The sequence below is a fragment of the Pedobacter africanus genome, from assembly GCF_900176535.1.
Taxonomy (GTDB): domain Bacteria; phylum Bacteroidota; class Bacteroidia; order Sphingobacteriales; family Sphingobacteriaceae; genus Pedobacter; species Pedobacter africanus.
This window is the reverse complement of record NZ_FWXT01000001.1, coordinates 573406-588082: the sequence shown is the minus strand read 5'-3', so window position 1 is coordinate 588082 and position 14677 is coordinate 573406. Positions and strand designations below refer to the sequence as shown.

Annotated in this window: 11 protein-coding genes; 9 read left to right on the top strand and 2 right to left on the bottom strand. The window is 39.8% G+C overall.

Annotation, left to right across the window (positions count from 1 at the left end):
• Positions 1–2: 2 nt before the first annotated feature.
• A complete protein-coding gene (locus tag B9A91_RS02160; RefSeq protein WP_084236780.1) occupies positions 3–1247 on the top strand; it encodes a TlpA disulfide reductase family protein in 1245 nt (414 codons plus the stop codon).
• A gap of 177 nt (positions 1248–1424) precedes the next feature.
• On the opposite strand, the gene B9A91_RS02155 is transcribed toward B9A91_RS02160, so the two are convergent.
• Positions 1425–4217: a PIN domain-containing protein gene (locus B9A91_RS02155; protein ID WP_084236779.1), complete on the bottom strand. Its 2793-nt coding sequence runs from the start codon at positions 4215–4217 to the stop codon at positions 1425–1427.
• A gap of 603 nt (positions 4218–4820) precedes the next feature.
• Positions 4821–5123 carry a JAB domain-containing protein gene (locus tag B9A91_RS02150; RefSeq protein ID WP_159451615.1) on the bottom strand — a complete coding sequence of 101 codons (303 nt, stop codon included), beginning with the start codon at positions 5121–5123 and terminating at the stop codon, positions 4821–4823.
• Between the two features lie 330 nt (positions 5124–5453).
• On the opposite strand from B9A91_RS02150, the gene B9A91_RS02140 reads away from it, so the two are divergent.
• The 8 genes from B9A91_RS02140 to B9A91_RS02105 all read left to right on the top strand — a co-directional run bounded on the left by B9A91_RS02140 (position 5454) and on the right by B9A91_RS02105 (position 14657).
• On the top strand, positions 5454–5849 hold the full coding sequence (locus tag B9A91_RS02140) for a hypothetical protein (protein WP_084236776.1): 396 nt from the start codon (positions 5454–5456) through the stop codon (positions 5847–5849).
• 151 nt (positions 5850–6000) lie between these two features.
• On the top strand, positions 6001–6435 hold the full coding sequence (locus tag B9A91_RS02135; RefSeq protein WP_084236775.1) for a hypothetical protein: 435 nt from the start codon (positions 6001–6003) through the stop codon (positions 6433–6435).
• 61 nt (positions 6436–6496) lie between these two features.
• Positions 6497–6787: an HU family DNA-binding protein gene (locus B9A91_RS02130; protein WP_084236774.1), complete on the top strand. Its 291-nt coding sequence runs from the start codon at positions 6497–6499 to the stop codon at positions 6785–6787.
• A 178-nt stretch (positions 6788–6965) separates the two neighbouring features.
• Positions 6966–7550 carry an RNA polymerase sigma factor gene (locus B9A91_RS02125; RefSeq protein WP_084236773.1) on the top strand — a complete coding sequence of 195 codons (585 nt, stop codon included), beginning with the start codon at positions 6966–6968 and terminating at the stop codon, positions 7548–7550.
• Between the two features lie 95 nt (positions 7551–7645).
• Positions 7646–8788: a FecR family protein gene (locus tag B9A91_RS02120; RefSeq protein WP_159451614.1), complete on the top strand. Its 1143-nt coding sequence runs from the start codon at positions 7646–7648 to the stop codon at positions 8786–8788.
• Positions 8789–9119: 331 nt separating this feature from the next.
• Positions 9120–12431 carry a SusC/RagA family TonB-linked outer membrane protein gene (locus B9A91_RS02115; protein ID WP_159451613.1) on the top strand — a complete coding sequence of 1104 codons (3312 nt, stop codon included), beginning with the start codon at positions 9120–9122 and terminating at the stop codon, positions 12429–12431.
• 35 nt (positions 12432–12466) lie between these two features.
• Positions 12467–13933, top strand: coding sequence for a RagB/SusD family nutrient uptake outer membrane protein (locus B9A91_RS02110; protein WP_084236770.1), 1467 nt, complete (start codon positions 12467–12469; stop codon positions 13931–13933).
• A 46-nt stretch (positions 13934–13979) separates the two neighbouring features.
• The gene (locus tag B9A91_RS02105) at positions 13980–14657 is read left to right on the top strand and encodes a DUF4397 domain-containing protein (protein ID WP_084236769.1); all 678 of its coding nucleotides are present in this window, start codon (positions 13980–13982) and stop codon (positions 14655–14657) included.
• The last annotated feature ends 20 nt before the right edge of the window (positions 14658–14677 follow it).

Below are 14677 nucleotides of genomic sequence, written 5' to 3'. Positions count from 1 at the left end.
TAATGAAGCATATTAAAGTATTTTTATTGTTAACGCTCTTAGGTTGCGCAACAGTGAATGCGCAGGATCGGTATCAAATAGATGGCGTTATATCTGGTAATGTTGAAGGTAGAACTGTTCACTTATTAAGCGGGGGGAACGAAGGAGGTAGGAAACTTGTGGATAGCACTATAATTAGGGGTGGTAAGTTCCAGTTTAAAGGAACCGTGGAAAGGCCTGGGCCTTTTGCGGTCAAAATTTATCAGACAGCTGACCGAAGTAATTTCAAAGAAAATCTGGTATGGATCGGCAGGCCATATGTGCCACTGTTCCTGAGTAACGAAACAATTCGAATTGAAGCAGTACTTGATAGCATCCCGCTGACAGCGCTTAAAACTTTTGGCTATGATTTTAGTAAAGTGCATGTTACAGGTTCCCGCGTGAATGCGGGGTACATGGAGTATATCCAGAAAATGATGAGTTTATTGAACGCAAAAAAGACATTTGAAGCTCCTTACAAAGCCTATCTGGCCAAAAGACCTAATGCTCCTGTGTCTGAAGGACTATCAGCCATAAAACAGATCGATTCAATAGATTTTTTGATAAAGGACTTTGTCAAAAAATTTGTGAACAAGTATCAGGATAACCCCATCTCGGTTTATGCATTCAGAGAAGCAATCATGTCCTCTAACGAAGGCATGTTCACTACAGCAGAAATAGACGATTTGCTGGCTGTTTTTTCTTCAGCAATTAAAGCTACTCAATATTTTAAGAGTACAGCAGCAATTGCCAATGAAACAAAAAAATATGCTGTAGGCAAAAAGTTTACTGATTTGGATTTGGTAGATGCCGGTTACAAGCAAGTGAAGCTTTCTGATTATGTTGGGAAGGGCAAATATGTGCTGCTTGATTTCTGGGGGCCGTGGTGTGCACCTTGCCGCAAAGAGTTTCCTTACGTAAAAGATACCTATAAGAGGTACCATCCGGAAGGACTGGAAATCATTGCTATCTCTGTCGATAACCACAAAGATAGATGGCCAAAGGCCATGCAGGAAGAGAACTTACCATACCAGAATCTTGCTTATCCAAAACATCCATTTGATTTCAAAAATGAAGATGCAGTGAAGGCATATGCTTATTGGGCAATTCCTTTTTATTTACTTATCGCTCCGGACGGAACCATTGTTGACCGAAATGCACATGGTTCATACCTGGACAAAAAGCTAATTGAGATTTATGGGAATAAGTTAAGTGTAAACGGCAAATAGCCACTATTTATTCATCTGTAAATATTAAAATTTGCAAGGCAATCGGTTGAGATAAACGTTTTGAACGTTCCGGTTGCCTAATTATTTCAAGATGTGAAAACGGATGCTTAGATGGTACAGGAGGAAGTCATGCCGCCGCCGGTTTTTTTTAAGACAGTTGGGGTCATTTTGATTAATCTATTTTGGCCTGTTTTTATGCATATTAATTTTAACAAAAGTATCTTGAAGGAGCGGGTTGCTATTGGTTTCCATATAGTCAATAAAGTGTGAAATTAAATTTTTGGATTTAGCCATTTCCCTGAAATAATAAAACGTGCGGTAACTGCTCGGCCAATCAATATCGAAGTGATTATAATCGAATTGGTCCATATTTAAGAGCCATTTGTAGTAATCATGTTTCTCCGAGAATTTTTGAAATCGCTTTGTGCGGGTGTTGATGTTAAACTTAAAGCAAATATTAATTAACGCGTCTAAATCAACATTTCTGTAATCTTTTTCTTTAAAAAAGAGCCTGTTAGTGGGATTTTTTCGAGTAGTGTCAATTTTTGACAAGCGTTTAAATAACATTTTTTCGTCGAAAGGAATGAATTCACTTATCACACTGACGTGATATAACCGCATATTGAAATGACTTTCTAAATGCTGGTTAATCATATTGGAAATGCTAATCCTTTCGTCGGCATCGGCCATCTTATGTAATTGAAATAATAGTTCATAATCAATTGGTTCGTTGCCCTTTTTATTTCTGTCCAAACATCCTGCAACCATATCAGGAATTATTATTTCTGCAGGTTTTTCGGTCAAATTAGAAAGTAAAAAGGCAAGAACTGTATTGCCCTTGAGTTTTGATCCATTATAGAGGGTAATATATTTAGTTAACAGTCGCTGCGTAAAAGCACTGCTTTTTCTAGCCACAAATTGTGTAATTGCATTTTGTGTAATATGATCAATATGATTAGCTTTTATGAATCGCAGTAAAATATTGGCAAATTGATTGACATCTTTATTCTCCAATTCAATTAAGCCTGCCATCGTGATCAAATTTTCGACATACTTATCAAGCGTTGTTCCTAAAAAATCATTGTCTTCGTCTGCAACCTTTTCAAATTCCTTCTGAAAGCCCCTCTTGTTGTTTAATAAGTTCTTCGCCAGGTCAATAAAGTTAATTCCTGGGCTCTTTTTGTCATATTTTAATTGTCTAAGCTCAAATTTTCCGAAGTATTTAAGAATAGTTTTTGTACTTCCATAAAATATAAACTTCTTTATCCATGTATTGTCGAATTCACGGTACGCTCCCTCCTGTTCCAAATTCATTGCATGAGATGCCAAAATTCCTTTAGTTACGAAATTAAATAACTCATCAAAATTTGAATAATGTTCGTACATTATAAAATTGTTGCCGATAAAGAATTCGAGATTGGTAAAAGACTCTATTAATTTCCATACAAAATTGTTCGAACTCCAGCCTCCCAACAGTTGGCTTCTATAATGTTGCACAATTTGTTCTGTTGCATTAGAAATGTCCTGAAAAGCCCAGCTAAAAAAATCACCTTTCGCAATGTAATGAAGTAAATCATAATCTGTAAGTGATTTCAATTTTACACACTCTTCAATTGGGTCTATAAGTTTTAATGACTTCTTATCTTGGTCTGACATCATCCTTCCGTAGAATGGGCTCGATAAGAAAACCCCCAGATGGCTAAGGTTATGCTGAGATATGAAATACTGAATATACTTTTTACTGACGTAGGCCTCATCTCGAATTTCTAATAAAAGATTATAAGTTGCCTTATAGTTTTTTAATTGATACTGGATGTAGGCATGTTTAAATTTTTCGTCAAGATTTTTTGGCGCTACTTCCAGCCTTTTTAGTACTGACATAAAATCGAACCTGGAGTAGGAACATTTCGCGCAGGTACAGAATTCCTGTTTAGCATAATAAACCTTTACCCTGCTAAAATTATCACGGAGGTTTCCTTCCAGATTAAATATGAGGTTGTTGGTTAGTTTTTGTAGTACAAAATCTAGCTTTTCTTTATGATTTTCAACCCCATTAAAATATGCATGGTTAACAATCTTATAATCGTTGTGGGTAGTGTCGATCTTAATCTGCTCGAAAAGGGTTATGAGTTTGCTGTTAATCTCATATAGGGCAAATAAACTATAATATGGATGGATATTCTCAGATTCTCGGAAAGGATAATAGTTTTTAAGCAGATGTACTGGTATAAATGAAATTTCTGCATATAGATCGTGAAACAAATAATATAAACTATCCAGAACATTTTTCTTCATTGAAGATTTGAAGGAAAATTTTTCGTTTTTGGTGATATTTCCAGGGATTAGATTATGCCGATCAATGGAAAAATTAAGCTCTTGAAAAAAATCAGCAAAGAGTTGAAAATAATTGATTTTTACTTTTTGGAAACGGCCTTGAAGATCATCATGAATTTTATTGAGTGGTTGGCCGGGATCAGCAAAGTCGCTATAGTTTGATGAAATAAAATATAATTGAGCTCTGTTATATTGTTCACAATAGATACATGCTGTTCCAATAATTTCCCAATCGTTTTGACCATCAAGCTTTTTATGGAACGGTGCTAGCCTACGCCGATATCGATCGGAAAATTCATTTGTAATTACTTGTGGTGTGCGTAAGACCTCTGCTTTTTTTAATAATTCATCAATTTGAGCAATTTGTTTGTCTAGATGTATGACGTCAATTCTTTCCAAAGCTTGGGTAGTACCTTGTGCAGCATCATCAGTTGTTCCTAATTTTTTCCTTAGAATTTTTTCTTTTCGTGTTTTGTCCTTCAGTTTATGTTTATCCCATTCCTCAATCAGCAATTCATGTGTAATCAATGTTATATTGCCATTGTTAATATGGTCAGTCAGGTCTAGTAAAAATTTTCCATATCCCTGAGAATTGACCAGCTGAAGTAAAGAGCAGTTATCGATTAATAAAATCATTTGGTGATGAACGTTTAATGAGTTGGTTATATGTTGTATGGGTTTCTAATATAGTGAATCATAGTCAATTCTCTTATAGTTTTGGTTGCAGCCAACCAAATACCAACTATTGGGCAAATTAAGGACTGATCTAGGATTCCTTAAGGTTTGAAGGGGAAAAGTACCTTTTATCCCAATAAGTTTCGAAGCAGACTTTAATCAGACCTTGATTTGATATTTACCTGTCCCTATTTAGTCCTGTAGACTACCAAGGCTTCGATCCAAAAGATATCCCAGTAAAAACTTTATTTGGTTTATAACAGCAGATATGCGCTCTAAACAGAATTTAGTTTTGAGGAATTTGATCTCTACCGCAATATTTGCGGAAATGCTAAAAGTGTGTGTTCAATTGATGGCAAATAATGAATTTTGCCGCTCAAGTATCAACCAAATCTATTTCCTGGCATGGGTGTTTACTCGTTCAGCAGGGTAATTTTCAAAAGATTTGGCTAGTTTGATCTCAGTAGGAAGGCCTTTGTACGAGGACTGGAATACATTTTTTAATGCGATGTGCGTGGATGCGGCATTGCAAAATGGATAAAAAATTTAGGTTAACCGCAGGTGTCAATTCCTGCGGTTTTTTATTTTCGTCAGTTTCCCAAAATAATTCAACAACCCGTTATCCCTATAACTGTAATATCCATCCGGTTCCATAACTATATGATCTACCAGAACCATGCTGATGCCAGCGGCAGCAGCAATCAAATTGATATTATAAGTTACATCCTTGCGGTTGGCCTGATAATAATCATCAACGAAATTTACCAGCACTATATTCAAACACTGATGCTCTAGCGCAGTGCGCAAAATAACACCTATATCACCAAAGCCTTCCAAATCATTGCCCAGCTTTTCAGTATGTGCCAATGCACCAGTATCATTAACCAGTAGCCCTGCCTAAAAGCAATAGCTTCTTTTACCATGCAATAAGTGTTATAACTGTTGCCGGGCATATATCTGCGCGGGGCAGGCTTGCGGCTGTAATAAATATTTTCAGGTTCGTTAACATAGCTGGTAGAAAATTCAATTGTTTGGTACATATTTCAGTTTTTTGAGTAAATAATAAGTTCTGTTTAAAGCATTTACGCTTAAAACAAAAGTGCTAAAACCACTGATTAAACACTAATAATTTTAGCATTTTATTTGCAAATAAATATCTCAATAACCTAGCTTTGCAAAGGGGATTAAAACACAATTATGGGCTACCAAAGAAACTACCGGGCAATAACATCAGAAAGGCCTTATTGGCAAAATGATTACAATGATGTAACCGCATTACTGCACGAAAAACTGCAGAACTTTATCAGGCTGAATGCAAGGCTAAGGGAAAACATAGACCGAAAATCGAAGTTTTTACAGATCAGGAATTCTGAAATTTATATCAACCTTAATGAACTTAAGCCCCAGTACCAGTTTAAATTCATCATAGTTGATTTTCAAAAGTACTGCGATAACTTTATTGCAGTGCTGGAACCGGTATTTGCCAGCTTTTTAAGTGAAATACAGCATGATGCGCATAGCTTTATTTTTAAATTCAGCCTGGGGCCCGATAACTGCGTTAAGTATAAAACCATTATGGCGGCCCGGCCGTAATAACTAAGGCCATAAACATCTAAACCCGCGCCATCCACAAAATTTGAAATGTTTTTTAAAATATGAAGCGCGGTAACTGATATTTAAATACCTTCGCAGCCTAACTTAATATAAACAAATAACTGTAGCGCAGGTGCTTGCCTGCAATTGTATGGAAAATGACTTAAGCGTAAGTATTGGCCGGTTCGATAGGGCTAACCACAATACCACGCTCTCAACTAATGAATGGAACCGTTTGCTATGGTTTACAGCTGGCGATGAACTTGTTTTCGTTCCGGCCGGATCAGTATTTGAAGAAGATAAATTTGCAGGGGACGGATGGGTACTGGAATTTAACCAGCATTTTGCGGTGGACTATCTGGAGCGTTATCCTGATCTGCATAACCATGCACTGGTAAGCAACACAGTTCGGGGCCAAATCAGTATGCTTTTAACCGAAGCCTTACGGAGTGAAATGAACGAGCTGGCTATTTTGCTGAACCATGCGCAGGAAAAGGGGCAATCAAAATTATACCTACAAGCTTACGCTGATCTAATCTTTTTAAATGCCAACCAGCTGTATGCAAAGCAAAACGGAAGTGTTTAGCAATTAATCTGGCTACCCCTTGCAACAACAAAACCAATTATTAAACCAAACTAAAACCATAATGACCAAAGCAGAAATTGTTGAGCAGATTGCCGGCAAAACCGGAATAGAAAGAGCCGATGTTCTAGAAATCGTAGAGCGCTTTTTTAAAGTTGTTAAAGAATCTGTAACCGCCGGGGAGACCATTTATATAAGAGGTTTTGGCAGTTTTGAGCCCAAAAAGCGGGCAGCAAAAACAGCCCGTAACATTTCTACAAATACGCTGGTAAATGTGCCAGCTCATGTTGCGCCTAAATTTAAACCGGCTCCTGAATTTGTGAAAAGGGTTAAGGAGAACGTTAGGGTAGAATAATAATGACCAAACCAAAAAAATTCATAGAAATAATTTTTCTTGTAAAAAGAAAATAATTTACCGCTTTCCGATAGCTTTGAAGCCTGTTTTTATACCAAAGTGCCTGATTGTCACTTCGTAAGTTGTGGTTTATTTGTTTCAACATACATAGTTTTACATTTATAATTCGTAAATTGATATGGGAACAAATGCCATGGCTGATTACAGCGGATATAGGGACGAAGAACTGGTTGCTTTTGTAAAAGAAAGTGACAAGCTTGCTTTTGGTGAACTGTTTAACCGTTATGCCGAACTGCTGGTTTCATTTGCTTACAGGAACTTGTACGACAGGGATGATGCCCGCGATGTTGTGCAGGATTTTTTTACAGACTTATGGACAAAACGTTCAGATCTGGACATCGAAAAGAATTTCAGGGGATTTATTTTTATTGCGGTAAAAAATAAAGTATTTGATCGGTACAAGCACCAAAAAGTAGTACAGCGCTACCTTGACCACTACAACGAGCCTACACAGACCCCGGCCGATAGCACCGACCATTTGGTGCGAAAGCATGACCTGGAGGCGCTAATAGCACAGGAGATTGCGGCCCTGCCCGAAAAAATGCGCCTGGTATTTGAGCTGGCGCGCAAAAACAACATGAGCCGGAAAGAAATTGCCGAACATCTGGGGCTGCCCGAAGCTACTGTTAGAACCAATATGAACAGGGCCTTAAAAATATTGAAAGGCAAATTGGGAGCTGTATTTCTTATGCTGTTTTTGTAGCCCGGGGTGCCTTCAGAAATATTTATAACAATTATTTAACTTTTTTTGAGAACTAACTTAACCTTAAATCGACTTGTATTTAATTAGGGATGAAAATGAACCGCATTGAACTAGAAGAACTTTTAAACCGCTATCGTAAAGGTGAGTGTTCGGCAGCCGAACTGGAGTTGCTTGAGGCCCAGATTTTTTATGCCGGAAACAAGCCGTTACTTTCTGAGCAGGAATTGGCACAGGTTAAGGCAGAGTTGGAGGCCAATTTAGCGCCACTTTCAGAGGCTGGTGCTCCTGTAAAAAAAGCGAGGCTATGGCCACACTATATTGGCGCAGCCGCGGCAGTAGCTGCAATTGCTTTCGGCATCTGGTTTTATACATCACGTAATCCTGACACCTCCCTGTCATCCAGAGCGAATGCGAAGGACCTAAATGACATTGCCCCTGGTGGTAACCATGCCACTTTAACCAGCAATGGCAAAACCATAAGCTTAAGCGATGCCAAAACCGGAATAACCATAACTGATAAAGAACTGGCCTATAACGATGGGACTAAAATTAATGCGCTAAACACTGCCGGTGAGCAAACCCTTGTTACCCCGCGTGGCGGAACGTACCAGGTTACACTTCCTGATGGTACCCATGTATGGCTAAACGCTGCTTCAAGTTTAACCTATAGCGCTGCCTTAAAAGAGCGTGGGGCTGTGCGAAGGGTTAAACTAAGTGGCGAAGCATATTTTGAAGTGGCGAAGGATAAAACACGGCCTTTTGTTGTAGAAACTGCAGGGCAAAGTTTGGAAGTATTGGGTACACATTTTAATGTGAATGCTTATACAGACGAGAGTGGAATAAGGACTACGTTGTTAGAGGGTAGTGTGCGGGTTACTCCTGTATTGTCATCCAGAGCGGATGCGAAGGATCTTAACGCAATAACCCTCAAACCTGGCCAGCAATCCCTTGTCACGGGTAGCGCGGGGATAAAAGTGAAGGAAGTTGATGTGGAACTTGCTGTGGCCTGGAAAAACGGTCTCTTTACTTATAGCAATACCACAATGGATGAGGTGATGCGGCAGGTTGCCCGATGGTATAATGTAACTGTTGCTTATCAGGAACCAGAATTGAAAAACAAAAAACTAAGCGGTTCGGTAACACGGTATGATAACCTATCGGCTTTATTAAAAGCCCTTGAATATACAGCGGGGGTTAAATTTAAAATAGAAGGACAGCAAGTAGTAGTTAGCAAATAGGATCATCGGGGCCTAACCAATCCCATCATTATAGCTGTTAATGCTCTCGAAAAGTAAATAACGCTTTCGGATAATTAACAGAGTAAAAACTAAACCAAAAAACTGATGCAAAACATTTTACGACAGCGGAGTTAAAACCAGGGAAAGAAAGGGAGCTTAATAAAAAAGCGTAGAAGTGCTCTAACACCTCTACGCCATATTTGGGCCAACCTAATGAAACAATTTGAGTAGTGTTTAACGTATTAACCCAAACCACAAAAGTATGAAATTATCTGCTTTTAACAGGGATGCTTTATTTAAAAGTGGGCTCCCGAAGAAAATAATACTGATTATGAAGCTTGTTGTAATCATAATGACCACCTGCCTGCTGCAGGTTAGTGCCTCCAGCTTTGCACAAAAGCTTACCTTTAGTAAGCAGGGTGCCAGCCTGAGCGAAATATTTAAGGCGATAAAGCTGCAAACAGGCTATAATGTACTGTACTCACCAGATCAGATAGATGCAGGCCGGAAACTTAACGTAAATTTTAAAAACTCAGACCTTACAGAGGTACTCAAAAGCATACTGGATACACCGGGACAGGAATATTCCATTGTAGATAAGAACATACTGATTAAAGAAAAAGAGCCTTCCTTTCTGGACAAAATTGCATCCGTCATTTCGAACGATAGGAGAAATCTTATTGATATTACTGGTCGGGTTGTGGATGAGAAGGGTGCTCCTTTGCCGGGAGCAACGGTAAAGGTGAAAGATGGAAAGGGTGCGGCGATGACGGATGCACAGGGTAGGTTTTTGATAGAGAATGTGAAGGATGATGCTGTGCTGGTGATATCCTATACTGGTTATGTGACTAAAGAATTACCTGCAAAACAAAACATGGGTAGCATTACGCTTTTGCTTTCAGAAAATCCTTTAGACCAGGTACAGATTATTGCTTATGGTACGCAGACCAAACGCTTGAGCGTGGGTAATGTGACGATGATAACCGCAAAAGAGATTGAACAGCAACCGGTGCAAAATCCTTTATTTGCCTTGCAAGGCAGAGTACCGGGATTAGTTGTAACCCAAAGTACTGGATTGGCCAATGGGGCTTTTAAAGTAAGGATACAAGGGCAAAATAGTATTGGCAGAGGGAGTGATCCTTTGATTGTGGTGGACGGAGTTCCTTTAGCTTTTGAACTGCTTGGATCGAATATGGATTCTTTTGATCCATTGAATGGAGGATCTCCGCTGAATCCGGTTAATAGCCCGATTAATTTTATTAATCCATCTGATATCGAATCTATCTCAATTTTAAAAGATGCGGATGCAACGGCCATATATGGTAGCCGTGCAGCCAATGGTGCTCTACTGATTACTACAAAAAAGGGGAAACCTGGTAAAATTAAAATAGATGTAGGTGTCCAGCAAGGCTGGGGCAGGGTGGGCCATGAGGTAGAAATGCTGAATACCCGGCAATACCTGGAAATGCGTTATGAAGGAATAAAAAATGATGGACTGAATATTAACGATTTCCCGAATTATGACCTCCGGGTTTGGGACACTACCAGGTACACCAACTGGCAGAAAGAATTGATTGGGGGTACTGCTCAGTACAGCAACATCAATGCTTCCGTATCCGGAGGGACAGAGTATGTTCAATACCTGGTTGGTGCAACATTCAATAAGAGTGGAACCGTTTTTCCGGGCGATTTTGCCAGTAAAACGGGGAACCTACATTTTAACCTGAATACAAGTTCAGCAAATCAGCGGTTTAAATTTAGCTTAACAGGTAGTTATGCGGTAAATGGGAATGGGGTTCCGGGCACGGATCTGACAAAAGCTGCGCTTTTTCTTGCACCCAATGCACCTCCACTGTATAATGAGGATGGTACTTTGAACTGGGCTCCCAATGCTTCAGGATCTTCAACCTTTGATAATCCTCTAACCGAAACCGCATACAGAGCATATGAACATGCAGTAAAATCTTTAAACAGTAACGCTCAGGTTGGTTATGTGATTTTGCCTGGATTGACCGTAAAAGGTAGTTTTGGCTACAACAATATTCAGGGGAATTCTTTTTTAAGCACTTCGGCCGAACGTTATCCTCCTGAAGACAGGACAAGCGATCAGCGCTACTCATCTTTTAATAATCTGGGTTCCTTTTCCTGGATAGCGGAGCCGCAATTAACTTATGCTAAGCTAATTGGAAAAATAGCAATAGATGCGCTGGCAGGCGGTACTTTTCAGAAAAATAAGGCGGAACAAAATTTTACTCAAGCATATGGTTTTACCAGCGACCTTCTAGTTAAAAGCATTCGATCGGCGACAAACGTTCGTGCCGGATACGATAATACGATTTACCAATATAGTGCTGTATTTGGAAGACTGAATGCAACTTACGATCAGAAATACGTAATTAATTTAAACATAAGGCGCGATGGCAGCAGCAGATTTGGGGAGAATAACCTATTTCACAATTTTTGGAGTGCGGGCGCTGGTTGGATCTTCACAGAAGAAAAAATCATTGGGAATGTTTTACCTTTTCTGAGTTTTGGTAAGCTGAGAGCCAGTTATGGTACTACAGGAAGTGATCAGATCGGGAATTACCAATACCTTAATAACTACTATACACCGCAGTCTAGGCTTCCTTACCAAAATAGCGCAGTTCTTGCCAGTTCCGGATTAAATAATCCTAATCTGCAATGGGAAGAAACGCGAAAGATGCAGAGTGGACTTGATCTAGGGGCTTTTAAAGGCCGGGTTTTACTTAATTTAACTTATGCCCGCAACCGCAGTTCAAACCAATTGATCCAATACCTATTGCCAAGTGTAACTGGCTCCTACTCACTTTTACAAAATTTTCCGGCTACAGTACAAAATACCAGCTGGGAATTTTCTCTTGTGACAAATACTGTCAAGACGAAGGATTTTGCCTGGACAATAAACGCGAATTTAACGATTCCACGTAATAAGCTGATTGCTTTTCCCGGTATTGAAGAAAGCAGTTATGCAAAAGGCCTGGATGGGGTGATTATCGGTCAACCGCTGGGTGCCCGTCCTTATGCCCGTTTTCTAGGAATTGATCCCAATTCGGGCTATTATTCCATTGCAAATGAAAATAATCAACCAGTAGGCCTTTCGCAAGACGCAGATAGAAATATTCTTATTTCAACACAACCCAGGTTCTACGGTGGTATTGGCAATACACTTAATTACAAAGGGTTTTCTCTCGATTTACTTTTTCAGTTTGTAAGGCAAAAAGGGCCGCGGGAGCTGTTTTTTTGGAATGGATCAGACAATCTACCCGGTGCATTTGTTACCCAATACAGTAATCAGCCGGTTACTGTGCTGAACCGCTGGCAGAAGCCTGGTGATAATAATCTGATCCAAAGATTTGCTACTGGTGGGATATTACCCGTTACTGAAACTGATGCTTGGTTTTCCTATGATGCCTCCTACATACGCTTAAAAAACGTGTCACTGTCCTGGCAAATTCCAGAAAAATGGCTGAAATCGGCCCGGATACAAAATGCCGGTATTTATTTCAGGGGGCAAAACCTGGCTACCATTACAAATTATACCGGCCTGGACCCGGAAACGCAGAATTCTACAACCTTACCGCCTCTTCAAATGTGGACCGTTGGTTTTACGGTAGGATTATAATTGTTTATCAGAATGTTTAATAAAAAGAAAAAACAATGAAAAAGATATATAGATATGGATGGCTGTTAGCAATCTTATTGCTTTGCTCCTGCAAAAAGTTTATAGAAGTACCGGCTCCAGTAAATGTGATCTCTTCAGCTAATGTTTTTACCAGTGACCAGACTGCAATCGCTGTGCTTAGCGGCCTATATAGTGATGTGGGTAAAGGAATTGATAATGCCGGATGTTTTGTAGGCACCAGGGGGTTAAGTTTAATGCTGGGCTTATCGGCGGATGAATTAACTTCATACACTACAGGGGCTAACTATGTTGCTTATTATACCAACATTTTGGCTGCTCAGGGATCAGGTAATGAGTACTGGAGCCCGTTATACAATTTTGTGTTCCGATGTAATGCCGCAATTGAAGGGTTGAATGAGCCCGCTGCTGATGCATTGACTCCCGCTGTTCGCAAACAATTACTGGGAGAGGCCAAATTTATGCGTGCTTTTTTTTATTTCTACCTGGTAAACCTGTATGGGGATCTGCCAATGGCCATGACTACCGATTATAAAGTGAATATGCTACTGAGCCGTGTTCCTCAGGCTAAGGTATACGAGCAGATCATTAGTGATTTGAAAGAAGCACGGGATTTATTGGCTGATAATTATCCTGATGAAAGTTTGCTGAAAACAAGTAATGAACGCGTAAGACCTACGCAATGGGCTGCGCAGGCTTTACTGGCCAGGGCATACCTGTATACCAGGGATAACGCAAATGCAGAACAGGAAGCAACTGCTGTTATTAACAATAGTTTCTTATTTAGCTTGCCAGCCCTGAATGAAGTATTTCTAAAAAATAGCAAGGAAGCGATTTGGCAGGTGCAGCCTACTACTTCTTTCTTTAATACGGAAGATGCGCGCACTTTCATAATTCGTGCTAGTGGACCAACTACTGATTCTAGAAATCCTGTTTTTTTGAGTTCACAGTTGTTAGCCAGTTTTGAAACTAATGATCAGCGCAAAGATTTGGGTAATTGGATTGGAGCGGTTAATGTAGCCGGAACGATTTATCATTATTCTTATAAGTATAAAATTAACCTGGGCAATTTAAATATAACGGGTGCTGCCGCTATGACAGAATATCAGATGATGCTGCGCCTAGGAGAACAATATTTGATCCGTGCAGAAGCCAGGGCTCAATTGAACAACATAGCAGGAGCGCGAGAGGATTTACTGGCGATACGAAGGAGAGCCGGATTGGCAGACGGCACCTTAACAGCGAACGACAAAAATACTTTACTGTCCGCTATTCTTCACGAAAGGCAGGTGGAACTGTTTACGGAATTAGGACAACGCTGGTTTGACCTGAAGCGTACCGGTACTATTGATGCGGTGATGTCGGTTGTTACCCCAATCAAATCCAAAGGCCTTGTTGCATGGAAATCTTACCAGCAACTCTTTCCTTTGCCACAGTCCGATCTGAACAAGGCTAAGAACCTGCTCCAAAACCAGGGCTACTGATACAGTCCTTTAAATCATAAGAATTCAACTCATAAAATATTAAGTTATGAAACAAACATTCACCATACTCCTGCTGCTGAACATGCTGTTGATTTCCTGCAAAAAGGAAGGGGTTGTTAGTACTCCGTTAGCTTCCCTCAATATTGTTAATGCGGTTACAGGAGGTACAGATGTTAAATTACGTGGTGTACCTTCTTATACTTTTTTAAACAATGGTTTTTCTTTTCTTTCCGTTTTACCAGGCAAACAAGACCTGTATATTTACCCAGTAACCGATTCTTTGCGGCCCTATTATCACGGCAACAACCAGGTGGTAATGGATGCCGGTCAGTCTTACTCTTTATTCTTGGGTGGTACACCCGATGCCGTAAGCAGCCTGCTGGTGCACGAAACTTATACCAAGCAGGACAACAACATCCGGGTGCGTTTTCTGAACCTGTCTCCGGGTGGGCCGGCCATTAACGTTACGTTGGCTTCGTCCCCTGCGGTAAATGAATTTTTGAATATTGGTTACAAACAGATTAGTGAATTTAAAGCATTTACAAAATCGGGGACTGATCCTACCTACAATTTTGAGGTCAGAAATGCCGTGACTAATGAAATCATCGCTACGTTTACGCTGTACCCCTACATTGTAACCGGGTTTAACAAGGTAACGCTGGTACTGGGAGGAATATTAGGAGGCTCGCCGGAGCCCGGTTTAACCTTTGTATTGCACAATTAATCAATCAACTAAATAACACA